Origin of the sequence: Asanoa sp. WMMD1127 (assembly GCF_029626225.1) — a bacterium.
Lineage (GTDB): Bacteria > Actinomycetota > Actinomycetes > Mycobacteriales > Micromonosporaceae > Asanoa.
This window is the reverse complement of record NZ_JARUBP010000001.1, coordinates 6,591,211-6,617,481: the sequence shown is the minus strand read 5'-3', so window position 1 is coordinate 6,617,481 and position 26,271 is coordinate 6,591,211. Positions and strand designations below refer to the sequence as shown.

The window sequence follows — 26,271 nt, the reverse complement described above, 5'->3', positions numbered from 1 at the left end:
GTCACTCGTAGGCGATGGCCTGGAGCACGTTGAGCCTGGCCGCGCGGATGGCCGGGAGCACCGCCGCGATGGCGCCGGCCACGATGGCAAGACCGAGAGTGATCAGCAGATAACCCCACGGTACGGTCAGCGACAGGAACTCGTCTCCCAGCGCGACGACGATCGCCACGCCCAGGCCGACGCCGATCACGATGCCGAGCAGCGCGCCGAAGACCGAGATCAGCACGGACTCGACCGTCACCATGCGGCCGATCTGGGCGCGGCTCATCCCGACCGCCCGGATCAGGCCGAGCTCCCGGGTCCGCTCGAAGACCGACAGCAGCAGCGTGTTCACCACGCCCAGCACGGCCACGATGATCGTCAGGGCCAACAGCGTGTTGACGATGCCGAGCAGGATGTCGACGAAGTTGTTGGCCTGGTCGATCAGCTGCGACTGGTCGTTGACGGTGACCTCGGGGTTGTCGGCGAACAGCCGGTCGAGCTCGGCCCGCACCTGCGGCACCTGGCTGTCGTTCGCGACCTGCACGAAGCCCTGCTGCGCGAACGGCGACCGGAACCCGCCCGCGTCGGCGCTGCTGATCAGCGAGCTGGAGATCGCCTGGTTGGGCTCGAAGATGCCGACGACGTCGAGGGTGACCGGCTCGCCGCGGGCCGTACGCATGGTGACCTGGTTGCCGACCCCCAGCCGCAGCGCGTTGGCCGTGTCCTGGTCGAGCAGCACCTCGCCGGGGTTCAGCTCGCGGACGTTGCCGGCCACCTGCTTCAGGTTGAAGATCGTCGAGGCGGCCTGCGCGTCGCCGGCCAGCACGAACCGGTCGCTGCCGTTGAGGTTGACCGTGTCGGTGCGCAACGCGACCGCCGAGGTCACACCCGGCAGCGCGGCCATGGTCTGCTCGAGCTGCGGCGGGAAGCCCGCGTTGGCGCCGGGACCCTGGCTGAAGCTCGTGGTCACGGCGAGCTGGGCGTTGACGTCGCGCTCGAACGCGTTGGTGATGCCCGCCTTCGCCGACTGGGCGAACACGCCGGCACCGGTGGCCAGCGCCACGCCGATCATCAGCGCGGCGGCGGTCACCGCGGTCCGGCGCGGGTTGCGGCCGGTGTTGCGGGCGCCGAGCCGGCCCGGCACCGACCACGCGAACGCCTTGCCGGCGGCCGTGGTCAGCGGGCGGCTGATGATCGGCGCGAGCATCGCCATGCCCAGGAAGCACAGCCCGGCGCCGATGCCGAGGGTGGCCCAGGTCGGCAGGTCGCCGACGTCCGCGACGCCGAGGCCGAGCAGGATCCCGCCGGCGGCCAGCACGACCGCGCCGGCGATGGTGAGCCGGGTCAGCGGCTTGTCCGGGGTGACCGCGTCGCGCATGGCCGCGATCGGCGGGACGCGGCTGGCCCGCAGCGCGGGGATGAGGGCGGCCACGACCGTGAAGACGACGCCGGTGGCCAGGGTGGCGAACACGGCGTACGCCCGGACCACCACACCGCCGACCGGCAGGCTCGCGTCGATGAAGGCCTGCAGCGCCTTGTTGAGGATGAAGCCGACCAGGATGCCGAGCGCGAGACCGACGATGCTGGCGGCCAGGCCGAGCAGCAGCGACTCGAACAGCACCGACCGGTTGACCTGGCCGCGGCTCGCGCCGAACGAGCGGTAGAGCGCCAGCTCCCGGGTCCGCTGCGCCACCAGCATCGAGAACGTGTTGAAGATCAGGAACGCGCCGGTGAACATGCCGATCAGCGCGAAGACGACCAGGCCGGTCTTCAGGATGTTGACGAAGCTGGAGGTCTGGCTCTGCTGCTCTTCGGCCACCTGGGCCCCGGTCCGCACGTCGTCGTCCGGCAGCGCCGCCGCGATCCGGTCCCGCAGCGTGGCGTCACTGACCCCGCTCGCGGCCGTGGCGTCGATGCTGGTGAACTTGCCGGGCGCGTTGAGCAGCACCCGCTGCGCCTGCGCCAACGTGAACGCGACGGTGGTCTCGCCGGCCAGCGAGGGCCGGTTGCCGGGAAAACCGAAGATCCCCACGATCTTGTACGGCGTACGCGGCTGCAGAGTGATCACATCCGCCGTCTGCCCGAGCCCGAACCCGCTGTCGGTGCTGAGCCCCTGGTTGATCGCGATCTCGTCGGCGGCCTGAGGCGCCCGCCCCTGCCGCAGCTGGATCAGCGGGTCGTCGTCCTGCCACGCGATGCCCTGCTGCGGCGGCCCGGCGCCGCCGACGACCTTGCCGTCGCTGCCGATCAGCCTGGCCCCCGCGGAGTAGACGCCCGGCGTGACCTTCGCGACCCCGTCCACCTGGCGGACGGTGTCGACGTCCTGCTGGTCGAGCAGGGCGGTCGGCGTGCCGAACTGCGCGTCCTGGCCGCCCGGCGTGTTGTCCCGGGCGGTGACCTCGACGTCGATGCTCTCGTTGACGGTCGAGAAGAGCGCGGTGAACCCTTGCGAGAAGGTGTCACCGGCCACGAACGCGCCACTCATGAACATGGTGCCGAGCACGACCGCCAGCGCCGAGAGCGCGAGCCGCAACTTGTGCGTGAGCAGCCCACGCAACATCGACCGAAACATGGTCGCGCTCCCTCAGGCGTCGGTCTTGGGGTCGGTGGCGTCGTCCGTCTTGGGCGCGGTGATCGGGCGTCTGCGCGGCGCGCTCTTCTTGGCGACCTTCCGCGCCGGGCCTGCGGCGCCGGCCGCCTTGTCCGCGGTGGCCGGGTCTGCGGCGCCGGCCGCCTTGTCCGCGGCGGCCGGGTCTGCGGCGGCCGGGTCTGCGGTGGCTGGGTCTGCGGTGGCCGGGTTCGCGGTGGCTGGGTCTGCGGTGGCTGGGTCTGCGGTGGCCGGGTTCGCGGTGGCCAGGTCTGCGGCGGCCGGGTCCGCGGCGGTTGCCTTGTCGGTGGCCGGCTTGCCTGCGGCGGTTGCCTTGTCGGTGGCCGGCTTGCCTGCGGCGGTCGCCTTGTCCGTGGCCGGCTTGCCTGCGGCGGCGGCCTTGTCCGCAGTGGCCGGATCTGTGGCTGCGGCCTTGGCCGCGGCGGCGGTCCGGTCGGTGGCGGTTGGGCCGATTGCTGTGGTCTCGTCGACGGTGGCGGTTCGGCCGGTGGCGACAGCCGCCGGGTCGGTGGCAATGGCGTTGTCGCTGGCGGCGGTCAGGTTGCTTTCCGCGCCTAACCCGACTCCTTGCGCGGCCGCGACCTCGCCCGCCTCGCTCGGAGCGACCTCCGTGGTGCGCGCGTCGGCCGGCGCCACGCCGCGCGGCTTGCGCTTGTGCGTACGGCCCGCCGCCGGCCGCTGGCCGGCCGGACCTCCCGCGTTGCTCGGCGCCCGCCGCCCACCCGACTCAGCGCCGGACCCGGCCCGCCCGGCCTCGGCGCCGGACCCGGCCCGCCCGGCCTCCGCGGCCTTCCCGACCTGACCAGGCGCGTCGGTCGCGACCGACCGCTCGGCCACCTCGTCCTGGTCGGACGCCGGCTTCTCGTCCGCCGCGCCGGTCTGCGGCGGAGGAGTGGCGCGCGACTGCTGGGCGATCGCCGACACCAACGCGGACACAGCCGAGGTCAGGGTCGCCGTCGCCGTCGTTTCGGAGGCTGAGACGGGGTGCTCGTGCGCGAGCCCGGCCCGCCCGATCGGTCCGCCCGGACCGGGACCAGGTGCGCCGCCGGCGCGTGCGGTCGGCTCGCCCGGTCCCTGCGGCCCGGAACCGCCGCCGGAACCGGGCGCCCGGTCGATCCGGTGTGGAGCGTTGTGCGGGCCGGGATGGGGTGTCGAGCCGGTCGGGTCCGTGGTGCCGCGGCTCTCCCGCGGCGGGCCCACCGCCGCCGCGCCACCCGGCCCCTCGGCGAGCGTGTCGATGCTGCGCATCCGGTCCAGCACCGCGTCGGCGGTCGGGTCGAGGATCTCGTCGACCACGGCGCCGTCGGCGAGGAAGAGGACGCGGTCCGCGTACGAGGCGGCCACCGGGTCGTGGGTCACCATCACGATGGTCTGGCCGTGCGTCGTCACCGAGTCGCGGAGGAAGGTGAGCACGTCCGCGCCTGAGCGCGAGTCGAGGTTGCCCGTCGGCTCGTCGGCGAAGATGACCTCGGGGCGGGACACCAGCGCGCGGGCGCACGCCACCCGCTGCTGCTGGCCGCCGGAGAGCTGCGACGGGCGGTGTCCGAGCCGGTCGCCGAGGCGGACGGTGTCGATCACCGTGCGGTACCACGCCGGGTCCGGCTTGCGCCCCGCGATCGAGAGGGGCAGCAGGATGTTCTCCTCGGCCGTCAGCGTCGGCAGCAGGTTGAACTGCTGGAAGATGAATCCGATCTTGTCGCGGCGCAGGCGGGTCAGGCCCGCGTCGCCGAGGCCGGTCACCTTGGTGTCGCCGACGTACACCTCGCCCCGGCTGACCGAGTCGAGCCCCGCCAGGCAGTGCATGAGCGTCGACTTCCCGGAGCCGGACGGCCCCATGATCGCGGTGAACTTCCCGCGTTCCAGGTCGACGCTCACGTCCCGCAGCGCGACGACCTGCGTCTCGCCGGATCCGTACACCTTCCACACCTGGACGGCCCGCGCGGCCGGTCCCGTCACGGCAGTCGTGGTCACGCCATCCGATCTTGCCTCAGCGAAGCAGACATTTGCGCGTGAAACGCCCTAACGACTCCGTCAACCTGCGGACGGCCGCGACGCTGCCCGGCACCGGATGCGGAAAGATGGCCGGGTACGCGTACGCGATGGGGGTGGCGATGACGGCGGAGCCCGCCGATAGGCCGGTCCGGGTGCTGCTCGCCGACGACCAGCCGCTGCTGCGCACCGGCTTCCGCATGGTGCTCGGCGCCCAGGGCGACATCGACGTGGTCGGTGAGGCCGGCGACGGCGCCGAGGCGGTCAACCTCGCCCGCCGGCTGCTGCCCGACGTGGTGCTGATGGACGTCCGGATGCCCCGCCTCGACGGCGTCGCCGCCACCCGCGCGATCGTCGAGGCCCGCCTGCCGGTGCGGGTGCTCGTGCTGACGACCTTCGACCTCGACGAGTACGTGGTGGGCGCCCTGCGCGCCGGCGCCAGCGGCTTCCTCGCCAAGGACGTGCCCGCCGACGACCTGGTGACCGCGATCCGCACCGTCGCCGCGGGCGAGGCGGTCGTCGCGCCGCGGATCCTCAAGCGCCTGCTGGACCGGTTCGCCGCCGCGCTGCCCGACCCGCAGGAGACCACGCCGCCGGCGCTGGCCACGCTCACCGAGCGCGAACGCGAGGTCCTCGTCCAGGTCGCCCGCGGCCTGTCCAACGCCGAGATCGCCCGCAAGCTCTCCGTCAGCGAGACGACGATCAAGACCCACGTCGGCCACGTCCTGACCAAGCTCGGCCTCCGCGACCGCGTGCAGGCGGTGGTGCTCGCGTACGAAAGCGGGCTCGTCCGTCCCGGCGGATAGGGCCTAAGCGATCAGTTTCTGAGAAGCGTCCGCGACCCGCGCGTTCCTAGGCTTAGCTTCGTTCCGATCGACGAATCGCAGGGGAGCGACCACCATGGCGACGGCCAAGAAGACGACGAAGAGCACCGGCTCCGGCTACGACGGCTTCACCGAGGACGAGAAGGCCGCGATGAAGGAGCACGCGGCCGACATGAAGAGGGCCGCGAAGAAGGGTAGTGCGGCCGACGCCGAGGGCGAGATCTTCGCGAAGATCGCCGAGATGTCGGACGCCGACCGTCCGCTGGCCGAGAAGGTGCACGACCTGGTCAAGAAGAACGCCCCGGACGCGGGCTTCCGGACGTGGTACGGCATGCCGGCGTACACGAAGAACGGAAAGATCATCTGCTTCTTCCAGCCGGCGCTGAAGTTCAAGGCGCGGTATTCGACGCTGGGCTTCAACGAGGACGCCAACCTCGACGAGGGCAACGTGTGGGCGACCGCGTTCGCCCTGAGCAAGCTGACCGCCGCCGACGAGAAGCGCCTCGGCGCCCTGGTCAAGCAGGCCTTCAGCTGAGGAACTCGCGGGCCCCGCGCAGCCGGGTGCCCAGCCGGGCCCGCGTGGCGGCGCCGTCGAGCCGCACCGCCACGGGCCCGGGTATGCCGGCCGCCGCCCGCAGCGCCGCCGGCAGCCGGCCGGGGTCGAGGCCGTCCCGGCGGGCGATCAGCACACCGAGCTCGTGCCGGCTGACCGCTTCGGCGCCGCCGACGTGCTGGATCCCGTGGCTTCCTGCGTCGCTGAGCTCCAGCAGCGCGGCCGCCAGGTCGGCGACGTGCACCGGGCAACGGATGTCGTCGGTGAAGAGCGCGCCGGTGGCCGCGCCGGTCGTCAGGGCATGGACGTGCCGCTCGTGCTGGGAGTCGCCGTACCCGATGATCAACGAGGTCCGGGCGATGACCGCGCCGGGCACGATCGCCTTGACCGCCGTCTCGGCCGCGGCCTTGGCGGCGCCGTAGGGCGTGGTCGGATCGGGCGTGGCCCGCTCGTCGTAGCGTTCCGCGTCGCCGGAGAAGACGGCGTCGCTGGAGACGTGCACGAGCCGGGCGCCGGCGGCCGCGGCGGCGAGCGCGACGTGCGTGCCACCGTCGGCCGTGGTCACCCAGTCGGCCTGCTGGTAGGCGGCGTTGACGACGGCCCGGGGCCGTAGCTCGTCGACGAGCGCCATGACCTCGTCGCGTCGGCGGATGTCGAGCCGCCGCCAACGCGCGGCGGCGGTCGTCGGCGTTCCACTGTAGAACGTGGCGGCGACGTCGAGGCCCTTGGCCAGCGCCTGCTGGGTCACCTCCCGGCCGAGGAGACCGGTGCCGCCGACCACGAGCAGATCCACGGTCGGCCTCAGCACGTCGAGTGGAACAGGCCGCCCACGGGCCGGCTCTCCACGAGCGCGTTGTAGACGCGTACCGCCTCGGTCGTCTCGGCGACATGCACGGGGACGCCCCGCTCCGCGAGCAACGCGGCGGTGCGCGGGTCGACCTGGAGCCGCAGGTCCATACCGCGGGACAGCACGACCTCAGTGGCGCCGCGGCTCAGCAGCTCCTCGACGTCGGCGGGCTGGATGCCCGGCTCGTGGCGGGTGCCGGTCGTGGCCCAGTCCCACTCGTGGCCGCCGCCCGGATAGAGCACGAAGTCCTTGCCGGCCGGCAGCCCTTCGACGGTCATCCGCCCCCACTCCACGGACAACACCTTCGGCGACGTCGCTGACACCCGCGCAGCTTGGCATGCCGCTGGCGGCCATCGCCACCGGTATCCTCCGCCGATGGCGGATTTCGTGCACATCACGGGGGCCGGGCCGGCGCGGCGCATGCGCCGGACCGGGATCGCGGCACGCAGCCACGGGCGGGCCGGCGGGCGCGGCGTCTACTGCATGCCGGTCCTGCCGTCGTTCACCCTCACCCACCAGTGGGTCCGGGAGCTGCGGCGGTGGCACCCGGGCGTGCTGGCCGCGGTGCACCTGCGCGTGCCGGATGACGAGCGCGTCACGGTCGGGCACTACGGCGCCGAGCCCGTGGAGATGACGGCGGCGCAGGCGGTCGCGACCGTCCGTGGGTTGAGCGACCCGCGGGGCCACGAGGTGTTCGTGCCCCGCGCGATCGCCTCCGCCGAGGTGCGCCGGGTCCGCGACGTGCCGCAGGGAATGGGCTGGCGCTACCAGCCGGGAGCGCACGGCCGCCGCCCGTGTCCGTGCCCGGTGTGCCTGCGACCCGGCACGTTCAAGGTGGCCAGGCTGCGGCGCCGGTTCGACGAGCCGGAGTCGCCGAGCGCGCCGAAGGGCGAGCTGATGGCGCGGCTGCGGGCGGCGACCACCGCGGACGAGATCGTCGACGTTCTCTGGGAGCTCGGCCGGCGGCGGCGCGGTGGCGCCGAGGAGCTGGCCTACCTGGTCGACCATCCCGACCCGGACGTACGCGACGCGCTGCACAGCGTCCTGCGCGTCTATCGCGGGCCCGGCGCGAAACGACTCCAGTCGCACATCGTCCTGGCCGACTAAAACCGGATAGAAGGTCCGTCGATGAGGGCGAGGAGGCCGTTGCTGCAGGTGCTTCCGGGTGACCAGGGCCGGCCGCTGGTCGCCGATGGCCGCCAGCTCGGGCATCGCGCGAGCGCGGCGGCCCGCTGTGTCGGCGTCGGTTCAGGAACTGGCCGGCTTACCCCGCCCCAGCCGCGTCCCGGACACGGCGGAGGAAGCGCGTCGCGGCGTCGACCACCTGGTCCGCGGTCCAGTCGAGGGCCGGCGCGGCGACGGTGATCTCGGCCAGCGCCACCCCCGGCACCTCCGCGTCCCGCCAGCCGGCCGCGAACCACACCCGCTCCTCCTCGGCCAGCGCCAGCGCCGCGTCGTTGAGGGCCTCCGCCGAATGGGGCAGCCACAGCCGGAACCGGTGGGTGTGCGGCGGCGCCGGATGGACCTTCGCCCCGGGCAGGGTGGCCAGGGCCGCCGCGACCGTCTCCGCGTGCCGCACGTACTCCGGGATGCGCGGCAGCTCCCGGTCCAGCCCGGCCAGCGCGGTCAGCGCCGCCGGCCACTGCTGGAACACCTGCCCGCCGTAGCGGTGCCGCCAGACCCGGGCATAGGCGGCCAGCTCGGCGGAGCCCGCCAGCGCCCCGCCGCTGATGCCGCCGACGGTTTTGTAGAACGAGACGTAGGTGCTGTCCGCCAGCCCGGCGACGGTGCCGAGCGACCGGCCGAGGAACGGCGTGGACTCCCAGATGCGGGCGCCGTCGAGGTGGACCCGGATCCCGGCGGACCGGGCCGCGGTGGCGGCGTCCGACAGCTCCTCCCACGTCGGCAGCACGAAGCCCGCGTCACGCAGCGGAAGCTCGATCACGACCGTCCCGACGGGCTCCGCCAGGGCGGAGATCTCGGCCGCGGACGGGTTGCGCGGCGCGGTCGTGGGCCAGACGGCGTGGAGGCCGCTCAGTTGGGCGTACGCGTGCTGCTCGTGCATCTCCTGATGGCCCAGCGGGTGCAGGGCGACCGTGCGACAGCCGGTGCGGTCGGCGCCGTGGCGCAGCGCCACCTGCTGGGCCATCGTGCCGGTCGGGAAGAAGACGGCGGCCTCCGTGCCCAGCAGGGCCGCGACCCGTTCCTCCAGCGCTGTCACCGGGCCGTCGCCGTAGAAGTCGGGCTGGCCGTCGAGCGCGTCACCGAGGTCGGCCAGCCGCTCGCGCATGGTCAGCGGTCGCTCGCCGGAGAGGATCCGGTCGCACCCGCGCATCGCGGCAACCCGACGCTGCCTCGTGTCGTCGCTCATCCGCCGATCCTCGCACCGTCCGGGTGGTGATCAGCGCCGGCCGTGCGGGGGCCGCCGGCCCAGCCACTGCTCGGCGTCCCAGGCGTGGAACCGTTCCACCTCGGTGAAGCCCAGCTTCGCCGCGAGGCGCATCGAGGCGGCGTTGGCGCTCTGGGTGGTGAGCACCACCGGCTCGCCGGGCAGGACCGCGTCGAACCAGTCGAGGGCCGCCGCGCACGCCTCGGTCGCGTAGCCGGACCCCCAGGCTCGCGGCAGCAACAGGTAGCCGAGGTCGGCCTTTCCCCGCGCGGCCGGGCTGCGGTGGTCGGTCGCCCGCCTGAGCAGGATCTGGCCGATCATCGTCCCGTCGAGGTCGACGACGAAACTGCCGGGCCATGACGCGGGTACGGCAGGCATCTCCCGCTCGAGGTCGGCCCGGGTCCGCGGGCCGCCGAGGTAGGTGTGCACCTCCGGCGACGCGTACAGGTCGACGAACGCCGGACGGTCCCGCGCCTCGGCCGCGCGCAGCAGGAGCCGCTTCGTCCGGATCGGTGCGGGCGGCCAGGGGACAGGTCCGAGATCCGCCATGCTAGGCCGTGTCCAACGTCGCCCGGCGCCGGCTCTCCCACTCCAGCCAGCGCAGCAGCCCCAGGCCGAGGACCGCGTAGAACGCGCCCAGGGCGAGCTCCGTGCCCAGCGTCCCGGCCACGTCGCCGAGGCCGCGGCCCGCCGCCAGCGCATGGGTCGCGGCGATGCCGTGGGTCATCGGCAGCCAGGCGGCGACGCCCTGCATCCAGCCCGGCATCGCGCCGATCGGGACGTTGACCCCGGCGAAGACGATCAGGATGCCGAGCACGATGTTCGACATGACGGCCGTCTCGCGGACCCGCAGGGCGACCGCGGCGGCCAGCAGGCCCAGCGCCGTGCACGAGACCGAGCAGGTGGCGACCGCGACCGCGATGCCGCCCCAGGTGGCCGGGGGCAGGTCGACCCGCAGCAGCAGGGCGCCGACGACGAGGGCGAACACGGCGACCAGGAAGCCGTTGACGATCACCGGCAGCGCGCGCCCCAGGAACAGCGGCACCCGCCGGGCCGGCGAGGCGATCAGGAGCGGCAACGTCCCGGCCGTACGCTCGCCGCCGATGGTGTTGCCCATCGCGAACAGGCACGGCACCGCCGCGTTGACCACCGCGTTCCCGATCAGGAAGAAGCGGTCGTCGCTCACGCCCGCCGTGCGTCCGATGTAGACGAACAGGAAGATCTGGAACAGCGGTGTCAGCAGGAAGGTGGGGACCAGGATCCACGGCGTGAGCCAGTTGAACAGCGCCCGGTAGCTGGTCAGGCCGCCGACGAAGAAGATGCGCAGGCTGTTCATCAGCTCAGCGCCAGGGTCGCGTTGGCGCGGGCCGAGTGCACCATCCAGCGGGAGACCACGGCGGCGATCACGCCGTACGCGGCCGCGGTGAGCAGGCACCAGCCCAGGTCGACCCATGGCGTGCCGCCGTTGGCCGCGGCCCGCATCGCCGCCACGCCCCAGGTCGGAGCCAGCAGCGCCGAGATCGGCCGCACCCAGGCCGGCAGGTCGCTGATCGCCACCAGGAAGCCGCAGATGAGCCAGACCGGCATCTCGATCGCCGAGCCGAGCGCCCACGCCGACCGGTAGCGGATCGACGAGATGGCGATCAGCATCCCCAGCATCGCGATCGCGAACACGGTGACGACCACCGCCACCACGAACGCGGCCGGGTCGGCGATCGCGATGTCGATGCCGAACGCGAACCGGCCCCAGAGCAGGGTAGCGACCATGCTGTACGCGCCGATCGTGGCCATCGACAGCGTCAGCGGCACCAGCAGCAGGGCGAACGGCTGCGGCGCGAGCACCAGCAGCTCGAGGGTGCCCTGGCGGCGCTCCATCTGCAGCGCGAACGCGGCCGTCGTGCTCACCGCCGACCAGATTCCCATCGCGCTCGACCCGACGGCGGCCGACAGCAGCGCCGGGCCGGCCGCGTCGCCCTGCCGGAACATCATGAAGATGGTGGTCGCGAAGAAACCGGGGTAGAGCAGCGACAGCAGGCCGTCGAAGGCCGACCGGCTGCGCATCTTGAGCTGCAGCCACCACGCGACCGCGACCAGGCGGGCCAGCCTCATGCGGCGTTCACCAGCTCGACGTACGCGTCCTCGAGCGTCGGCTGCCGGGTGATCACGCGGCCGAAGCGGCTGCCCTCGAGGTGCCCCATCACCGCGCTCGTCACGTCGGCGCCCGGTCGGGCGTGCACGGTCAGCACCTGCGCCTGGTCCTGCTCCTCCACCAGCACCGACTGCACGTCGGGCTCGGCCCGGACCTTCTCCACGACCCCGTCCGGCAACCCGAAGACGTCGATCTCGAGCACGGTGCCGGTGGTCACCTGCCGCTTGAGGCCGGCCGGGGTGTCCAGGGCCACGATCCGGCCCTGCGCGATCACGCCGATCCGGTCGCACAGCTCGTCGGCCTCGAACATGTAGTGCGTGGTGAGCAGCACCGTCGTACCCGTCTCGACCAGGGCCTTGACCGTCGTGCGCAGCTCGCGGGCGCCGACGGGGTCGATGCCGATGCTGGGCTCGTCGAGGAAAAGCACCTCGGGCCGGTGCAGCAGGCCGCGGGCGATGTGCAGCCGTTGCCGCATGCCGCGCGAGTAGCCCTCGACCCGCTCCTTCTCGCGGCCGGTCAGCCCGACCAGTTCGAGCAGCTCGGCGACGCGGCCGGCGGACTCGCGCGCCGGCACGCCGTAGAGCTCCGCGAAGTAGCGCAGGTTGTCGAGACCCGACAGTCGCTCATAGAGGCCGCGGTCGCCACCGAAGACATAACCGACCTTCCGGCGTACGTCGCGCGCGTCCCGCACCACGTCGTGGCCGAGCACGCGGGCGTGGCCGGCGCTGGGCAGCAGCAGCGTGATGAGCATCTTGATGGTCGTCGTCTTGCCGGCGCCGTTGGGCCCGAGCAGGCCGAACAGCTCGCCGCGCTCCACCGCGAAGCTGACGCCACGGACGGCCTGGATCTCCTTGCCGGGCCGGCGCAGCAGACCCTTTCGACTTCGGAAGCTCCGGGCGAGCCCGTCGACCTCGATCACCGGTTGAGCCATGCGCACCATCTCCTCGCGATCCCGGCTACGGTGCTACATGGCCGGCGTCGGCGCCACCCCGTTTCCCCTTGACAGCCACCGGGGTCCAACGTGGACGATGCAGCCGTGCGAATCCTCGTGGTCGGTGGCAGTGGTCTGATCGGCGCTCATGTGGTGGACGTGCTGCGCGGCCGGGGACATGTGGTGACCACGGCGGCCCGCACCGCCCGCGCGGGCGTCGACCACGTGCTCGACGTCGAGCAGGCGTCGGTCGATTCGTGGGCGGCGGTGCTGTCCGGGCACGACGGTGTGGTCTACGCCACGCGTACGGACGAGCAGCGGCCTCTGCCGAAGCCGGTCTACCCCGCCTTCCGCGCGACGCTGGTCGCCCCGGTGGAGCGCTTGTTCACGGCGGCCCGGGCGGCGGGCCTGTCCCGCGGCGTGGTGATGGGCTCCTACTACACCCACTTCCACCGCCTGAACCCGGCGTGGCGGCTGGCGGAGCGGCACACCTACATCCGGTGCCGGGTGGAGCAGGCGGCCGCGGGCCGGTCGGCGGCGGGGTTACCGGTGGCGGTGCTGGAGCTGCCGTTCGTGTTCGGTCGGGCGGGCGAGCGCGTGCCGAACTGGGCCGGCGCGCTGGACCGGTGGGCGCGGTCCCGGTCGCCGCTGCTGCTGCCGGTCGGCGGCACCGCCGGCGCGTCGGCGCGCAGCGTGGCGGAGGTCGCCGCCGACGCGCTCGAGCAGGGCAGCGGCGCCGACATCCCGGTGGCCGACGAGAACCTGACGTGGACCGCGATGCTGACCCGGATCGCGGCGGCGGTCGGTCGGCCACGCCCGGTCCGCCGCCTGCCGGCATCGGTCGCGCGCGCCGCACTGCGGGCCGGCGGGGCGGTGTTGGCGTCGAGCCGCAAGGAGCCGGGCGTCAACCCGTCCTACCTCGCGGACCTCCTCCTGACCGACCTGTTCGTCGAGCCGACCACGGGACGCCCGCTCGAGCCGGCCCTCCGCGAGACCTTCGCCGAGCCGATCCCGCGCGGTCGATAAGGCGCGGGCGGCGGGCGGCCCGGTGGGAACCGTCCTGCCGGTTCGTGCCTCGTCCAGGAAAGCTCGAAGCGGTTCTCGGGTGACCTGACGAAGGGACGCGGCCCCGTGCGTGACATCGAGGAAGCCCCACCCGCCGACGTCCGGGCCCGCCGGCGGGCGCGGGCGGTCGGCTGGACGGTCGCCGCCGCCGTGGCCGCGCTGGCTCTGCCGACCGCCGTCACCATGGCCGGCTCCGGGCCACCGGACGCCGCGGTCGCCACTTCCGGGCGCGGGCCGTCGACCGCCGACGTCACGCCTATCGGCTCACGGTCACCGACCATCGCGGTCGCCCCGCCCGGGACCGCACCGCCCACCGCCGACCTCACGCCGACCGCGACGCTCCCGCCCGAACGGCCGGCGACGCGCGGCATGATCCGCGGTGTGCCGACGTTTCTGAGGCAGACCACGATTCCGCGAGATCTGTCGCGGCAGCTGTCGCCGGCGGAGAGCACGGTCTACTACACGGGCGGCGCCGGCGCCCCGGTCGACGGCCTGGTCGTGCTGCACAACCCGGCCGGCACGGCCGGCCTGCCGGGCGTGGTGGTCGACCTGCCGGTCGGCCTCGTCCAAGACGGCTCCCTCATGCTCGCCACCGACGACGCGGCCGGCGGCCGGGCGCACCTGCACGCCTGGCGGCCGACCGGCGGCGAGGAGTACCTGGTCGTCCACGGCGGTGACCCGCGAGCCCGCCGGTCCGTCCTCGAGGCGATCGTCGCGGCCAGCTTCGGGTAGGGCGCCGAAAAGGCCTGGACGGCGCGCCCAGAATGAGGCCGTGACGACGATCGAGACCGAGCGGCTGCTCCTCCGCGGCTGGCGGGACGACGACCTCGACCCGCTCGCGGCCGTCAACGCCGATCCCGAGGTGATGCGCTACATCTTGGACGGCTCGGTGCGCGACCGCGGCCGCACCGAAGCCGACCTGCGGAGAATCCGGGACGGCTGGGACCAGCGCGGCTTCGGCCTGTTCGCGGTCGAGGTGCGGGCGACGGGCAGGCTGATCGGCTGGGCGGGCCTGGCCGTGCCCGAGTTCCTCCCCGAGGTCCTGCCCGCCGTGGAGATCGGCTGGCGGCTGGCCCGCGACGCCTGGGGCCAGGGATACGCCACCGAGGCCGCCACCGCCGCCCTGCGCTTCGGTTTCGACGACCGCGGCCTCGACCGCGTCATCAGCATCCGCCACGTCGACAACGCCCGCTCGGAACGGGTGATGACAAAGCTCGGCCTGACACCCGAGTTCGAGACGGTCGTGCCCGGCCACGACCAGCCCGTGGCCGTCCACGCGATCAGCCGGGATCGCTACCGTACTCGCCGCGGATCGGCAGGTAATAGGCCGGCAGGAAGGCCGCGATGATGACCACGCCGGCGACCGGCACGAAGGCGCCGACGACGATGCCGGAGCCGATCCAGAGCAGCGCCAGCGCGAAACGGTGGCCGATCGACCGCACGGCGCGCACGTCGAGGCTCGCCTCCAGCAGGCCGGCCCGCCGCAGGTGCGCCCAGATGATGTTGAACAGCAGCGCGGCCGTCCACAGCGTGCTGCCGTAGACGACGACCGCGGTGCGCAGGCCGGCGTCGGCCCGCAGCGCGCCCGCGAGCAGCGACGTCGAGAACGGCAGGAACGCGATCACCATGAGCAGCACCGTGTTGAGGAACAGCACCTCCCGGTCGACGTGGCGGATGTGGTCGAACATCACGTGGTGGTTGACCCAGACCTGGCCGATGAGCAGGAAGCTCAGCGCGTAGCCCAGGTAGGACGGCCACAGCTCACCCAACCCGCGCGCGAGATGGGTGAAGTCCTCCGGCGGCTGGATCTCCAGCACCAGCAGCGTCACGGCGATGGCGAAGACCCCGTCGCTGAACGCCACGAGCCGCCCCGGACCGCGCTCCAACCGCGCCATGCGCGTGGACCGTGGCCGCCTGGGAAGCATGATCCACCCACGCTAGCCGCCGACAGCGGTCGGACGGCCGCGACGCGGCCTAACGCCACGACCGGGTGAAACTGTCAGCAGACCTCGTCCAGTGTCTGGTAGACCAAGCTCGGCACGGCGACGACCGCCTTGTCGAGCAGCCTTTCGATCGGCACCGCGTAGCCGCTCTCGTTGACGTCGATGTGCCGTGCCCACTCCGCCGGCTGGTAGCGCGCCAACATCGACAGCGCGTACAACACCGACCACCAGGCCATCAACGGGTGCAGACTGGCCACGTTGGTCCCGACGGCGGGAAACAGCAACCTGGTGCGGCCGTACGTCCGGGCGATCGTCTCCAACCGCCGCGTGCGGTCGGCCGGAGAGGTACCTGCCCCGGATGGCATCGTCCACCGCAGGTGGATGCTCCCGGTCCCACTGACCTCGTCGACGACGAACAGCGGCCCGGCGTCGGGATGCTGGTTGATCGGTGTGTACTGGTAATCGACGGCCTCGGGATAGGCGGCGAGGTAGCTGTCCAGATCGGCGCGCGGGCTGGTAGAGCGGACTACCCACTCCGGTAGGCCGTGCAGCGTCGCGCTGATCGCGTCATCGTCGCCGCGGCTCTCGAAATAGGTGACTTCGAGTGGGAGCCGCCGGTGCGGACCGTCGCGCAGCGGCCAGCGGACGTTCTCCGGCAGGGTGTCCCAGAGCGCGCCCAGCCGCACGGTTCCCGACCGGTCCCAGGCCGGTGAGTCGAGGATCGCCGACAGCCGCATGAAGCTGCCCCTGGCCGAACCATCACCGTGCACCTCGATCTCGTCGAGTGGCCGGGTCCAGTCGATGCCCTTGATCCCGTGACCGGACAAGCGCCAGCCGTCCGGGGCGGGCGCGGCGCTGGCAGCCGCCGCGATGCTCCGACCGGCCTGGCTCAGCCCGTAGAACGCGAGTAGCGGCCGGGTGGCCGGGCCTACTGTCGCCGCCGCGCGGAAGAGTTGTTCCGCCTGCTCCAGCGCCGCCGTGTAGACGGCGCGGCGGTGCCGGTCGGTGGCTGCGGCCCCGCGAGGTTGGGCTCGGGTCGCCCGCAGGCGAGCCCAGAGACTGCCTGTCGCGCGGTCCACGGTCATGTCCACCGATCCTTCCGGACCCGGCGAGCGGACGTCCAGGCCGGTCACCCGCTGCTATTCGTCGGCGCCCGGCGTGAGCACCTCGGCCACGGGCTCGCGCGGGGCCGGGAACGGTGGCGGGGTGCCGCCGAACGCCGGGCACACCGCCTGGTGCGCGCACCAACCGCATAGTCGGCTCGGCTTGGGGCGGAACTCCTTGGCCTCCTTGGCCCGCTCGATGGCCTGCCACAGCGCGACCAGCGTGCGCTCGAAGCGCGCCAGCTCCTCGGCGTCGGGGGAGTAGTCGCAGACCTCCTGGTCCTTGAGGTAGAGCAGCCGCAGGACCCGCGGGACCACGCCCCGGGTGCGCCACAGCACCAGCGCGTAGAACTTCAGCTGGAACAGCGCCCGCGCCTCGAAGGCCTCGCGGGGCGCGCCGCCGGTCTTGTAGTCGACGACCCGCAGCGCGCCGTCGGGCGACACGTCGAGGCGGTCGATGTAGCCCCGGATCAGCAGCTGGTCGTCGACGACGGCGCTGATCAGGGTCTCCCGCTCGGCCGGCTCCAGGCGCCGCGGGTCCTCCACCGAGAAGTAGCCCGACAGCAGCCCCCGCGCCGACGCCAGGAACTCGTCGGTCGTCCACGGCCGCCGCACCTCGACCGCGTCGGGACCCAGGGTCGCCCCCGCCGGCGCGACCGTGACCTCGCGCACGTCGATCAGCGTCGGCGGGTCGGTGTCGAACAGGTCGGCCAGCTCGGGCACCTCGTCGACCATGCGGGCCCACTCCGGCGCCACGAGGTCGCTGGCCGCGGCGGCGGTGCGCTCGGCCGCCGGCAGGTCGAACAGTCGCTCCAGCACCGCGTGCACCAGCGTGCCGCGGGCCTGGTCGGGGCTCGGGGTCTCCGGTAGGCGGTCGATCGTGCGGAACCGGTAGAGCAGCGGGCAGGTCTTGAAGTCGGCCGCCCGGGACGGCGACAGCGACGGGTAAACCGGCGCGTCGTCGCCCGGCTCGAGGGACACAGCCTGCGTCGTCATGCCCAGAACGCTAAACGAGGGGTACGACGAATCCGCGTGGGCGGGTCGTGTCGATAGCATCGATACGATGGCAGACAACGCGAGCGGCGAAGAACGGACCGAGCGGCGGCCCGGGCTGGTGGTCGGCCGCCTCTGGGGTGTCCCGCTCTACCTCAATCCCTCGGTCCTCCTGCTCGCGGGGCTGATCACCCTGCTCTACGGCAACTTCGTCCGGCAGCAGCTCGACCTGCACCCCGGCGCCGGCTACCTGGTCGGCTTCGGCTTCGTGGTCTGCCTGCTGGTCTCGGTGCTCCTGCACGAGCTCGGCCACGCGATCACCGCCCGCCGCTACGGCATCGGGGTGAAGGGCATCACACTGGAGCTGCTCGGCGGCTACACCGAGATGGACCGCGACGCCCCCAACCCCCGGGTCGACCTGCTGGTCTCGCTGGCGGGTCCGGCCGTCTCGCTGGTCCTCGGCGGCGCCGCCGTCGGGCTGACGCTGGCCCTGCCCGACGGCACGCTCTGGAACGAGCTGAGCTTCCAGGTCGCGTTCAGCAACGTCGTCGTCGCCATCTTCAACGTGCTGCCCGGCCTGCCGCTCGACGGTGGCCGGGCCCTGCGCGCCCTGGTCTGGTGGGGCACCAAGGACCGCCACGTCGGCACCGAGGTCGCCGGCTGGACCGGTCGCGGCCTGGCCGTCGCCGTGGCGATCACGGTGGCCGCGCTGGCGTACTTCGACGTCCTGTCGCTCTTCGGCCTGGTGTTCATGCTGCTGATCGCGCTGACGCTGTGGCAGGGCGCCGGCCAGAGCATCCGGTTCGCCCGGATCAGCCGCCGCTTTCCGCTGATCGACCTGCGCCGGCTGGCCCGACCGGTGTTCCCGGTGCGCAGCGGCACCCCGCTGGCCGAGGCGCAGCGACTGGCCCTGGCCTCCGGCGCCCAGGACTACGCGCTGGCCACTGCCGACTCCTCCGGGCGCCTGGTCGGGCTGGTCGAGAAGGCCGCCGTGGAGGCCGTACCCCTGGAGCGCCGTCCCTGGGTCTCCGTCGACACCGTCGCCCGGGGCATCGACGGCGTGCCCACCATTCCGGTCGGCACGAGCGGCGATCAGGTGATCAGCACGGTCCAGCGCAACCCGGGCTCGCAATACCTCGTCACCTCGGGCGAAGATGTGGTCGGTGTGCTGCGCCTCGCCGACCTGGCGCAGCTGCTGGAGCCCAACGGAAAGACGAGGACGTGAACCCGACCACCACCGCACAGCCCGAGCCCGACACGACCCCCCGCAACCGGGGGCCGTTCCGGATCGGCGACCGGGTCCAGCTCACCGACCCCAAGGGTCGCATGCACACCGTCGTCCTCGAAGCCGGACGCGAGTTCCACACGCACCGCGGCGCGCTCGCGCACGACGAGATCATCGGCCGGCCCGACGGCTCGGTCGTCCGCTCCACCGGCGGCACCGAATACCTGGCGCTGCGGCCGCTGCTCTCCGACTACGTGCTCTCCATGCCCCGCGGCGCCCAGGTGATCTATCCCAAGGACGCCGGGCAGATCGTCACGATGGGCGACGTCTTTCCCGGGGCGCGGGTCCTCGAGGCCGGCGCCGGCTCGGGCGCCCTGGCCACCTGGCTGCTCCGCGCGGTGGGCCCGTCCGGCGACCTGATCTCCTACGAGCTGCGCGAGGACTTCGCCGCCATCGCCCGCCGCAACGTCGAGGCCTTCTTCGGCGGCCCGCACCCGGCCTGGACCCTGCGCACCGGCGACGTCCTTAGCACGACCGAGACCGGCTTCGACCGGATCATCCTCGACCTGCTCGCGCCGTGGGACGCGGTCGACCTGATCTCCCGCGCGCTGGTGCCGGGCGGTGTCTTCATCGGCTACGTCGCCACCACCACGCAGCTCTCCGACCTGGTCGAGGCGCTGCGCGAGAAGGGCGGCTTCACCGAGCCGCGCGCCTGGGAGTCGCTGGTCCGCGACTGGCACGCCGAGGGGCTGGCCGTCCGCCCCGACCACCGCATGATCGCGCACACCGCGTTCCTGGTCTCGGCCCGCAAGCTCGCGCCGGGCGTCATCGCACCGCCGCGCCGGCGCAAGCCCTCCAAGGGCGCCGAGGCGTACGCGATCCGCAAGGCCGCCGCCCAACCCCCACCGGTCGACGGGGCGGCCCCCGAGCCGGGTGAGCCGAGATGAGCCGGCCCTCCTTCGGCGGCGGCAACGACCTGCCCGCCGTCTTCCCGGACTGGTCGCCCTACCCCGACCTGGACTCCGCGGCCCGGGCCTACCTGCGCGACCCCGACGTGGCGCTGGAGGCCCTCGGCGGGGTGCTCAACGGCGCGACTGTGGTCTGCTTCACTCTCGAGCGGTTCGTCAACGAGGTCAACGGCGTCTGGCAGGAGGTCGTGGTCTGCGACGGCAGCCGGCTGGTGCTCTGGCACGGCGAGGACGTCCCGCCCACCGACGGCCCGGCCGGGTCGATGACCTCGTCGCTGCGGGTCGTGCCGCTGTCCACGGTCACCGAGGTCGGCTGCCGGCGGCGGCTGTCGCGCTCGCCCAGCGGCCAGGCCCGCACCGACTCGATCGACGTCTACCTGCTGCTCAGCTCGATGGACGAGGCCGGCGCGGCCGACGAGGGTGTGCACCTGCCGCGGCACGACGCGCTGCGCTTCGGCAAGACCCTCGACGACGGGGGCGCGGGTCAGATCGCCCGGCTGGAAGACTTCGCCCGGCTGGTCGCCTCGCTGGTCGGCCGTCCCACTTTGTGAGACGGCGGCACCATCATTCGACCGGGGCGTTGGGGCCGGCGACCTCGTCGTCGGAGTCGCCGCGCATGACGTGGATGCACTCGCCCGGGCAGTCCTTGGCGGAGTCCAGCACGTCCAACCGCAGGTGAGCGGGCACGTCAACCCGGACACCAGGTGACACCTGGAGCTCTCCGGACCCGTCCTTGACGTACGCCAGGCCGTCGATGTCGAACTCGAAGACGTCCGGCGCGTACTGCACGCACAGTCCATCGCCCGTGCACAGGTCCTGGTCCACCCAGACACGCAACTGATCAGTGTCGGTCTGAGTCGTCACATCGCCTCCCGCGAGCTACGTTCGTACGCTCCGACCGTACCTGACGAAGGTTTTCCGGCCCGTTGGTGAGTGACGAACGCCAACCGGACGAGATCAAGAACCGGTGACGAGGGTGTTGCCTGGGTCTAAATCGTCGTCGGAGCGGTTAGTGTTATGACAGAACGTTTTTAGCCCCCCGGGGAGGTGGGACGTGGCACGCAGCGACGACGCGGATGCGCGCGCCGCACGGTGGGAGAAGGAGACCCACGATCTCTCCACCCAGGTCGCGTTCCTTCAAGAGGAACTCGCTCTGGTGCGGCGCAGGCTCACAGAGAGCCCCCGACACGTCCGTCAGCTCGAGGAGCGGCTCGCGGCAACGCAGGCGCAGCTGGCCCGAGTGTCCGAAAACAACGAGCGGCTCGTCACGACCCTCAAAGAGGCTCGGGCCCAGATCGTCACACTCAAGGAAGAGATCGACCGCCTGGCGCAGCCGCCGAGCGGTTATGGCGTCTTCCTGACCCGCCACGACGACGGCACGGTGGATGTCTTCACCGGCGGTCGCAAGCTGCGCGTGGCCGTGTCGCCCTCGATCGAGACCGAGGAGCTCAAGCGCGGCCAGGAGGTCCTGCTCAACGACGCGCTCAACGTGGTCGACGCCTTCGGCTACGAGCGCGTCGGCGAGGTCGTGATGCTCAAGGAGGTGCTCGAGAACCCGACGGGTGGCCCGGGCGACCGTGCCCTGGTCATCTCGCACGCCGACGAGGAACGCATCGTCCACCTGGCCGAGTCGCTCATCGGGGCGGCCCTGCGCAGTGGCGACTCGCTCATGATCGAGCCCCGCTCGGCGTACGCCTACGAGCGGATCCCGAAGAGCGAGGTCGAGGAGCTCGTCCTCGAGGAGGTCCCCGACGTCGGCTACGAGGACATCGGTGGCCTGCACACGCAGATCGAGGCGATCCGCGACGCGGTGGAGCTGCCGTTCCTGCACGCCGACCTGTTCCGCGAGCACCAGCTGCGGCCGCCGAAGGGCATCCTGCTCTACGGTCCGCCCGGCTGCGGCAAGACCCTGATCGCCAAGGCGGTCGCCAACTCGTTGGCGAAGAAGATCGCCGAGCGGCGTGGCGAGGAGAAGCACACCAGCTACTTCCTCAACATCAAGGGTCCGGAGCTGCTCAACAAATACGTCGGCGAGACCGAGCGGCACATCCGACTGGTGTTCCAGCGGGCCCGTGAGAAGGCTGGCGAGGGCACCCCGGTGATCGTCTTCTTCGACGAGATGGACTCCGTGTTCCGCACCCGCGGCTCCGGCGTCTCGTCCGACGTGGAAAACACGATCGTGCCGCAGCTGCTGTCGGAGATCGACGGCGTCGAGGGGCTCGAGAACGTCATCGTGATCGGCGCGTCCAACCGCGAGGACATGATCGACCCCGCCATCCTGCGCCCCGGCCGACTCGACGTGAAGATCAAGATCGAGCGTCCGGACGCCGAGGCGGCCAAGGACATCTTCAGCAAGTACATCCTGGCCGGCCTGCCGCTGCACGGCGACGACCTGGCCGAGCACGGCGGCGACACCCAGGCCACGGTCGAAGCGATGATCGAGGCCGTAGTCCTGCGGATGTACTCGGAGTCCGAAGAGAACCGGTTCCTCGAGGTCACCTACGCCAACGGTGACAAGGAGGTCCTCTACTTCAAGGACTTCAACTCCGGCGCGATGATCCAGAACATCGTCGACCGGGGCAAGAAGATGGCCATCAAGGAGTTCCTCGCCTCGGGCCGCAAGGGCATGCGCCTGCAGCACCTGCTCGACGCGTGCGTCGACGAGTTCCGCGAGAACGAGGACCTGCCCAACACCACCAACCCCGACGACTGGGCCCGCATCTCCGGCAAGAAGGGCGAGCGGATCGTCTACATCCGCACGCTCGTCTCCGGCGGCAAGGGCACGGAGGCCGGCCGCTCCATCGAGACGGCCAGCAACACCGGTCAGTACCTGTAACCAGAGCGACATCAAGCGGGGCGGCGCCGACGGCGTCGCCCCGCTTACCGTTCCGGCATGCGTCGATTCCTGGCCGTCCCGCTCCTGACCGGGGCCCTTCTGCTGGCCGCCTGTTCGGACACCGCCGACTCGGCCGCCCCGAGCGCCACCTCTCCCTCGGCGAGCGCCGCCGCGCCGTCGCCCACCGCTCCGGCGCCGGACACGCGCGACGACCTGACTGTCGTCAAGGAAGCGTTCGACCGCAGTTTCGCCGCCAGGAAGTTCGGCATGTCGGTCGAGATCTCGGCGGGTGGCACACACGTCGCCAAGATCGATGCGAGCCTCGACCTCGAGGCCGACGCGCTGCGGATGACCATGATGACCGATGAGTACCAGCAGCTCCTCAAGATCGGCGACGAGATCTTCATCAAGAACGCCGACGAGGACGTCTTCGTGCGGGTGGAGGTCGGCAAGCTGCGGCCCGGCAGCCCGCTCGGCGGCTCGTTCGACCTCACCCAGCACTCCGGCATCCTGGGCGGCGTGGTGGCGGCCCGCAAGGTCGAGGAGAAGATCGGCACCCGCATCTACGAGGGGACGGCCGACCTGCGCAAGGCGGTGGCCGCGGCGCCGCCGGAGTCCCGGAAATCGATGGAGGCCACCCTACGCCTCGCTCGTGACGCCGAAGCGGTCCCGTTCCGACTCATCGCCGACGACGAAGGCCGGCTGACGAGCCTGGCCTATGAGATCGAGACCGCGCAGGGCGGGGTCAGGACGCTCATCCGCATGAACAACCGCGGCGCGGCCGCTCCCCTGCAGCGGCCGGAACCCGACCAGGTCAAGGACGCGACCGCGGAACAATACGCCGTTCTCTGACCCGGCACGGAGATTCGCGTGCGGGCCGGGGGCCGACGGGGGTCCGCTCGGACTACGCTTTGACGTCATGGGGCAGCGGAACGAGGTGGCGACGTGACGGTACGGCGAATCATGGGCACCGAAGTCGAATACGGGATCTCGGTGCCGGGCCAGGCCGGAGCCAACCCGATGGTGACGTCGTCGCAGGTCGTCAACGCCTACGGGGCCCGGCCCGAGTTGACCCGGGGCGGTCGGGCGCGCTGGGACTACGAGGAGGAGTCGCCGCTGCGGGACGCGCGGGGCTTCACCTACTCCGGCGCCGCCTACGACCCGGCCGAGGCGCTGGCCGACGAGGACCTCGGGCTGGCCAACGTCATCCTGACCAACGGCGCCCGGCTCTACGTCGACCACGCGCACCCCGAATACTCCACGCCCGAGGTCACCAACCCGATGGACCTCGTCCGCTGGGACAAGGCGGGGGAGCGGGTGATGGCCGAGGCGTCCCGCCGGGCGGCGACGATCCCGGGCACCCACCCGATCCATCTCTACAAGCACAACACCGACAACAAGGGCGCCAGCTACGGCGCGCACGAGAACTACCTCATGCGCCGGCAGACGCCGTTCGCCGACATCGTCGCCTACCTGACCCCGTTCTTCGTGACCCGCCAGGTGTTCACCGGCGCCGGCCGGGTCGGGATCGGGCAGGACGGTTCGCAGCCGGGCTACCAGCTGACCCAGCGCGCCGACTTCTTCGAGGTCGAGGTCGGGCTGGAGACCACGCTCAAGCGCCCGATCATCAACACGCGCGACGAGCCCCACTCCGACGCCGACAAATACCGCCGGCTCCACGTCATCATCGGCGACGCCAACCTGTCGGAGATCTCGACCTTCCTCAAGGTGGGCACGACGTCGCTCGTACTCACGATGATCGAGGAAAAGGTCCTCACGCCGGACCTGGGCATCGCCGACCCGGTGGCCGAGCTCAAGTCGGTCAGCCACGACACCACGCTGACGCACCGCATGCGGCTGCGCGACGGGCGCCGGCTGACCGCGCTCGACCTGCAGTGGGCCTACTTCGAGCGGGCCAAGGCCTTTGTCGACGACCGCTACGGCACCGACGCCGACGCCGACACCGTGCAGGTGCTCGACCGGTGGGAGGGCATTCTCGACAAGCTCGGCCGCGACCCGATGTCCGCTCAGGACGAACTCGACTGGGTGGCCAAGCTGCGCCTGCTCGAGGGCTACCGCGACCGGGAGAACCTGGCCTGGGCGTCCCCGAAGCTGCAGCTGATCGACCTGCAATACAGCGACGTGCGCCCCGAGAAGGGCCTCTACCACCGCCTGGTCGCCCGCGGCGCGATGAAGACGCTGCTGACCGACGAGGAGACCCGCTCGGCCATGGTGGAGCCGCCGGAGGACACGCGCGCCTACTTCCGCGGTCGCTGCCTCGCGCAATATCCGTCCGAGGTGGTCGCCGCGTCCTGGGACTCGGTCATCTTCGACGTCGGGCGCGAGTCGCTCGTGCGCGTGCCCATGATGGAGCCCGAGCGGGGCACCAGGAAGCACGTCGGCGCCCTCTTCGACCGGTGCCCGAGCGCCAAGGACCTCCTCGAGGCCATCACCGGGGGCTGATGCGCCAGAACACGGCGCGCCGTCGGGCGTACGCCATCGGGGTCTGGCATTGTCCCTGAACCGTCCGCCGTGCGCGAAACATCGCGTGCGGCGGGCCGGATTGTCGTATCGGCGAGGTAGGTTTTTCGCAGGCACATCTGAGGCCTGTTGAGGGAGGGCACGCATGGCAACTCGGGACAGCGGCGGCCAGTCGCAGTCGGGCAAGGCCCGTCGCGACGAAGAGGTTGAGGACGTCACCACCGAGGCCAACCCCGAGGTGGCCGAACGGCATCAGGAGATCACCGAAGACGTCGACGACCTGCTTGACGAGATCGACTCGGTTCTGGAAGAGAACGCCGAGGAGTTCGTGAGGGGGTACGTCCAAAAGGGCGGCCAGTAGGCTTTTGTCCGTTCTGGTGCGGCGCGGCGGGTATGTGCCTGCGGCGCCGTACCCATTGCGGTCCGGGGCGTATGGGCGCGCATCGTCGCGTCTGCGCCGCGCCCAAGATAGTCTGCTCCAGCGCCGGATCATCGGCGCCTACATCTGAAAGGGACCACGTGGCAGCGGGATTCGATCCTTCCGGGCGCCTGCCCGACGTGTTCACCAACGCGGGCACCTCGTCGTTCACGCAGTTCCTGAGCCAGGCGGCGCCTGAGCTCCTGCCCGGCCGCCGGCCCCTTCCGCCCGGCGTCTCCAGCGATGTCGGCCCCCACGCCACCACGATCGTGGCGATCACGGCCGTCGGCGGCGTGGTCATGGCCGGCGACCGGCGCGCGACGATGGGCAACCTGATCGCCAGCCGCGACATCGAGAAGGTCCACCCGGCCGACGAATACTCCCTGGTCGGCATGGCGGGCACCGCCGGCATCGGCATCGAGATGATCCGGCTGTTCCAGGTGGAGCTCGAGCACTACGAGAAGATCGAGGGCGCGATGCTCTCGCTCGACGGCAAGGCCAACCGGCTCGCCGCGATGATCCGCGGCAACCTCGGCGCGGCGCTGCAGGGCCTCGCGGCCGTGCCGATCTTCGCCGGCTTCGACCTGTCGGCCAACGACCCGGCCCGCGCCGGCCGCATCTTCAGCTACGACGTGACGGGCGGCCCCTACGAGGAGCGCGGCTACGACGCCATCGGCTCCGGCTCGATCTTCGCCAACGCGGCGCTGAAGAAGCGGTTCCGCGCCGGCCTGTCGATCGAGGACGCGACCCGGCTCGCGGTCGAGGCCCTCTACGACGCGGCCGACGACGACACCGCCACCGGCGGCCCCGACCTCACCCGGCGGATCTTCCCGGTCGTGATGACGGCGACCGCCGAGGGCACCCACCGGCTGACCGACGAGGAGACGTCGGACATCGCCAACGGGGTCGTCTCGGGCCGCATGGAGAACCCGGGCGGCTGACGATGCTGGCTTCCGTGTCCGACCTC

26 protein-coding genes and 1 pseudogene are annotated in these 26,271 nt (G+C 72.0%); 14 read left to right on the top strand and 13 right to left on the bottom strand.

Translation table 11 applies throughout. The features are described 5' to 3' along the window. Position 1 precedes the first annotated feature (1 nt). On the bottom strand, positions 2-2,554 hold the full coding sequence (locus tag O7635_RS31615) for an ABC transporter permease (protein WP_278084151.1): 2,553 nt from the start codon (positions 2,552-2,554) through the stop codon (positions 2-4). A gap of 1,269 nt (positions 2,555-3,823) precedes the next feature. Further along, positions 3,824-4,561 (bottom strand): annotated as a pseudogene (locus O7635_RS31610) (ABC transporter ATP-binding protein); the annotation flags it as partial. 140 nt (positions 4,562-4,701) lie between these two features. On the opposite strand from O7635_RS31610, the gene O7635_RS31605 reads away from it, so the two are divergent. Continuing rightward, positions 4,702-5,385, top strand: a complete 684-nt coding sequence (locus tag O7635_RS31605) for a response regulator transcription factor (RefSeq protein ID WP_278085617.1) — start codon at positions 4,702-4,704, stop codon at positions 5,383-5,385. A 94-nt stretch (positions 5,386-5,479) separates the two neighbouring features. Then, complete coding sequence (locus O7635_RS31600; protein ID WP_278084150.1) at positions 5,480-5,938, top strand: DUF1801 domain-containing protein; 459 nt, start codon at positions 5,480-5,482, stop codon at positions 5,936-5,938. Here O7635_RS31600 and O7635_RS31595 read toward each other — a convergent pair. Next, positions 5,931-6,749, bottom strand: coding sequence for a sugar nucleotide-binding protein (locus O7635_RS31595; protein WP_278084149.1), 819 nt, complete (start codon positions 6,747-6,749; stop codon positions 5,931-5,933). The two genes, O7635_RS31600 and O7635_RS31595, sit on opposite strands and share 8 nt — an antisense overlap. 8 nt (positions 6,750-6,757) lie before the next feature. After that, a complete protein-coding gene (locus O7635_RS31590) occupies positions 6,758-7,096 on the bottom strand; it encodes an MTH938/NDUFAF3 family protein (RefSeq protein WP_278084148.1) in 339 nt (112 codons plus the stop codon). Between the two features lie 82 nt (positions 7,097-7,178). Here O7635_RS31590 and O7635_RS31585 point away from each other — a divergent pair, with 82 nt between their 5' ends. Further along, positions 7,179-7,910, top strand: a complete 732-nt coding sequence (locus O7635_RS31585; protein WP_278084147.1) for a HEAT repeat domain-containing protein — start codon at positions 7,179-7,181, stop codon at positions 7,908-7,910. A 157-nt stretch (positions 7,911-8,067) separates the two neighbouring features. On the opposite strand, the gene O7635_RS31580 is transcribed toward O7635_RS31585, so the two are convergent. From O7635_RS31580 to O7635_RS31560, 5 genes are read right to left on the bottom strand one after another with little or no spacing between them, the layout of a single operon-like run. After that, a complete protein-coding gene (locus O7635_RS31580; protein WP_278084146.1) occupies positions 8,068-9,174 on the bottom strand; it encodes a beta-eliminating lyase-related protein in 1,107 nt (368 codons plus the stop codon). A 30-nt stretch (positions 9,175-9,204) separates the two neighbouring features. Further along, positions 9,205-9,741: a GNAT family N-acetyltransferase gene (locus tag O7635_RS31575; protein WP_278084145.1), complete on the bottom strand. Its 537-nt coding sequence runs from the start codon at positions 9,739-9,741 to the stop codon at positions 9,205-9,207. Between the two features lies 1 nt (position 9,742). Beyond that, a complete protein-coding gene (locus O7635_RS31570; RefSeq protein WP_278084144.1) occupies positions 9,743-10,528 on the bottom strand; it encodes an ABC transporter permease in 786 nt (261 codons plus the stop codon). Beyond that, positions 10,528-11,301: an ABC transporter permease gene (locus tag O7635_RS31565; protein WP_278084143.1), complete on the bottom strand. Its 774-nt coding sequence runs from the start codon at positions 11,299-11,301 to the stop codon at positions 10,528-10,530. The genes O7635_RS31570 and O7635_RS31565 overlap by 1 nt, the downstream gene beginning before the upstream one ends. Then, a complete protein-coding gene (locus O7635_RS31560) occupies positions 11,298-12,272 on the bottom strand; it encodes an ABC transporter ATP-binding protein (RefSeq protein WP_278084142.1) in 975 nt (324 codons plus the stop codon). Before O7635_RS31560 ends, O7635_RS31565 begins: the two co-directional genes overlap by 4 nt. A 105-nt stretch (positions 12,273-12,377) precedes the next feature. Between O7635_RS31560 and O7635_RS31555 the strand changes: the two genes are divergently transcribed. The 3 genes from O7635_RS31555 (at position 12,378) to O7635_RS31545 (ending at position 14,685) form a co-directional block, all read left to right on the top strand. After that, positions 12,378-13,298 (top strand): NAD(P)H-binding protein, encoded by a 921-nt coding sequence (locus O7635_RS31555; RefSeq protein WP_278084141.1) that lies wholly within the window; start codon positions 12,378-12,380, stop codon positions 13,296-13,298. A 105-nt stretch (positions 13,299-13,403) separates the two neighbouring features. Continuing rightward, positions 13,404-14,069 carry a hypothetical protein gene (locus O7635_RS31550; RefSeq protein WP_278084140.1) on the top strand — a complete coding sequence of 222 codons (666 nt, stop codon included), beginning with the start codon at positions 13,404-13,406 and terminating at the stop codon, positions 14,067-14,069. Between the two features lie 40 nt (positions 14,070-14,109). Next, positions 14,110-14,685 (top strand): GNAT family N-acetyltransferase, encoded by a 576-nt coding sequence (locus tag O7635_RS31545; protein WP_278084139.1) that lies wholly within the window; start codon positions 14,110-14,112, stop codon positions 14,683-14,685. On the opposite strand, the gene O7635_RS31540 is transcribed toward O7635_RS31545, so the two are convergent. The 3 genes from O7635_RS31540 to O7635_RS31530 all read right to left on the bottom strand — a co-directional run bounded on the left by O7635_RS31540 (position 14,618) and on the right by O7635_RS31530 (position 17,379). Beyond that, positions 14,618-15,232 carry a TMEM175 family protein gene (locus O7635_RS31540; RefSeq protein WP_278084138.1) on the bottom strand — a complete coding sequence of 205 codons (615 nt, stop codon included), beginning with the start codon at positions 15,230-15,232 and terminating at the stop codon, positions 14,618-14,620. The two genes, O7635_RS31545 and O7635_RS31540, sit on opposite strands and share 68 nt — an antisense overlap. Positions 15,233-15,336: 104 nt before the next feature. Further along, positions 15,337-16,365: a hypothetical protein gene (locus tag O7635_RS31535; RefSeq protein ID WP_278084137.1), complete on the bottom strand. Its 1,029-nt coding sequence runs from the start codon at positions 16,363-16,365 to the stop codon at positions 15,337-15,339. A gap of 54 nt (positions 16,366-16,419) precedes the next feature. Next, on the bottom strand, positions 16,420-17,379 hold the full coding sequence (locus O7635_RS31530; RefSeq protein ID WP_278084136.1) for a PD-(D/E)XK nuclease family protein: 960 nt from the start codon (positions 17,377-17,379) through the stop codon (positions 16,420-16,422). A 67-nt stretch (positions 17,380-17,446) separates the two neighbouring features. Between O7635_RS31530 and O7635_RS31525 the strand changes: the two genes are divergently transcribed. Genes O7635_RS31525 through O7635_RS31515 form a run of 3 tightly spaced genes read left to right on the top strand, consistent with a single transcriptional unit; the run spans position 17,447 to position 20,120 of the window. Further along, positions 17,447-18,601, top strand: a complete 1,155-nt coding sequence (locus O7635_RS31525; protein ID WP_278084135.1) for a M50 family metallopeptidase — start codon at positions 17,447-17,449, stop codon at positions 18,599-18,601. After that, entirely contained in the window at positions 18,598-19,548 is a 951-nt protein-coding gene (locus tag O7635_RS31520; RefSeq protein WP_278084134.1) for a tRNA (adenine-N1)-methyltransferase, read from the top strand. The genes O7635_RS31525 and O7635_RS31520 overlap by 4 nt, the downstream gene beginning before the upstream one ends. Next, positions 19,545-20,120, top strand: coding sequence for a hypothetical protein (locus O7635_RS31515; protein WP_278084133.1), 576 nt, complete (start codon positions 19,545-19,547; stop codon positions 20,118-20,120). The genes O7635_RS31520 and O7635_RS31515 overlap by 4 nt, the downstream gene beginning before the upstream one ends. Before the next feature lie 13 nt (positions 20,121-20,133). On the opposite strand, the gene O7635_RS31510 is transcribed toward O7635_RS31515, so the two are convergent. Next, positions 20,134-20,433 (bottom strand): ferredoxin, encoded by a 300-nt coding sequence (locus O7635_RS31510; protein ID WP_278084132.1) that lies wholly within the window; start codon positions 20,431-20,433, stop codon positions 20,134-20,136. Positions 20,434-20,623: 190 nt separating this feature from the next. Here O7635_RS31510 and arc point away from each other — a divergent pair, with 190 nt between their 5' ends. The 5 genes from arc (at position 20,624) to prcB (ending at position 26,245) form a co-directional block, all read left to right on the top strand. Beyond that, a complete protein-coding gene (gene arc / locus O7635_RS31505) occupies positions 20,624-22,405 on the top strand; it encodes a proteasome ATPase (protein WP_278084131.1) in 1,782 nt (593 codons plus the stop codon). Between the two features lie 57 nt (positions 22,406-22,462). Then, the gene (locus tag O7635_RS31500; protein ID WP_278084130.1) at positions 22,463-23,257 is read left to right on the top strand and encodes a hypothetical protein; all 795 of its coding nucleotides are present in this window, start codon (positions 22,463-22,465) and stop codon (positions 23,255-23,257) included. A gap of 93 nt (positions 23,258-23,350) precedes the next feature. After that, on the top strand, positions 23,351-24,868 hold the full coding sequence (dop, locus tag O7635_RS31495) for a depupylase/deamidase Dop (protein WP_347405312.1): 1,518 nt from the start codon (positions 23,351-23,353) through the stop codon (positions 24,866-24,868). Positions 24,869-25,031: 163 nt separating this feature from the next. Beyond that, the gene (locus O7635_RS31490; RefSeq protein WP_278084129.1) at positions 25,032-25,247 is read left to right on the top strand and encodes a ubiquitin-like protein Pup; all 216 of its coding nucleotides are present in this window, start codon (positions 25,032-25,034) and stop codon (positions 25,245-25,247) included. A 158-nt stretch (positions 25,248-25,405) separates the two neighbouring features. Next, complete coding sequence (gene prcB, locus O7635_RS31485; RefSeq protein ID WP_278084128.1) at positions 25,406-26,245, top strand: proteasome subunit beta; 840 nt, start codon at positions 25,406-25,408, stop codon at positions 26,243-26,245. Positions 26,246-26,271 lie beyond the last annotated feature (26 nt).

What these genes read in the sequence shown, in the direction of transcription:
- O7635_RS31500 (WP_278084130.1), top strand. Translation starts at nt 22,463, where the DNA reads ATGCGTCGATTCCTGGCCGTCCCGCTCCTGACCGGGGCCCTTCTGCTG.
- O7635_RS31515 (WP_278084133.1), top strand. Translation starts at nt 19,545, where the DNA reads ATGAGCCGGCCCTCCTTCGGCGGCGGCAACGACCTGCCCGCCGTCTTC.
- O7635_RS31600 (WP_278084150.1), top strand. Translation starts at nt 5,480, where the DNA reads ATGGCGACGGCCAAGAAGACGACGAAGAGCACCGGCTCCGGCTACGAC.
- O7635_RS31560 (WP_278084142.1), bottom strand. Translation starts at nt 12,272, where the DNA reads ATGGCTCAACCGGTGATCGAGGTCGACGGGCTCGCCCGGAGCTTCCGA.
- O7635_RS31580 (WP_278084146.1), bottom strand. Translation starts at nt 9,174, where the DNA reads ATGAGCGACGACACGAGGCAGCGTCGGGTTGCCGCGATGCGCGGGTGC.
- O7635_RS31565 (WP_278084143.1), bottom strand. Translation starts at nt 11,301, where the DNA reads ATGAGGCTGGCCCGCCTGGTCGCGGTCGCGTGGTGGCTGCAGCTCAAG.
- O7635_RS31585 (WP_278084147.1), top strand. Translation starts at nt 7,179, where the DNA reads ATGGCGGATTTCGTGCACATCACGGGGGCCGGGCCGGCGCGGCGCATG.
- O7635_RS31530 (WP_278084136.1), bottom strand. Translation starts at nt 17,379, where the DNA reads ATGACGACGCAGGCTGTGTCCCTCGAGCCGGGCGACGACGCGCCGGTT.
- O7635_RS31490 (WP_278084129.1), top strand. Translation starts at nt 25,032, where the DNA reads ATGGCAACTCGGGACAGCGGCGGCCAGTCGCAGTCGGGCAAGGCCCGT.
- O7635_RS31525 (WP_278084135.1), top strand. Translation starts at nt 17,447, where the DNA reads ATGGCAGACAACGCGAGCGGCGAAGAACGGACCGAGCGGCGGCCCGGG.
- O7635_RS31605 (WP_278085617.1), top strand. Translation starts at nt 4,702, where the DNA reads ATGACGGCGGAGCCCGCCGATAGGCCGGTCCGGGTGCTGCTCGCCGAC.
- O7635_RS31615 (WP_278084151.1), bottom strand. Translation starts at nt 2,554, where the DNA reads ATGTTTCGGTCGATGTTGCGTGGGCTGCTCACGCACAAGTTGCGGCTC.
- O7635_RS31570 (WP_278084144.1), bottom strand. Translation starts at nt 10,528, where the DNA reads ATGAACAGCCTGCGCATCTTCTTCGTCGGCGGCCTGACCAGCTACCGG.
- O7635_RS31575 (WP_278084145.1), bottom strand. Translation starts at nt 9,741, where the DNA reads ATGGCGGATCTCGGACCTGTCCCCTGGCCGCCCGCACCGATCCGGACG.
- O7635_RS31540 (WP_278084138.1), bottom strand. Translation starts at nt 15,232, where the DNA reads ATGGCGCGGTTGGAGCGCGGTCCGGGGCGGCTCGTGGCGTTCAGCGAC.
- O7635_RS31535 (WP_278084137.1), bottom strand. Translation starts at nt 16,365, where the DNA reads ATGACCGTGGACCGCGCGACAGGCAGTCTCTGGGCTCGCCTGCGGGCG.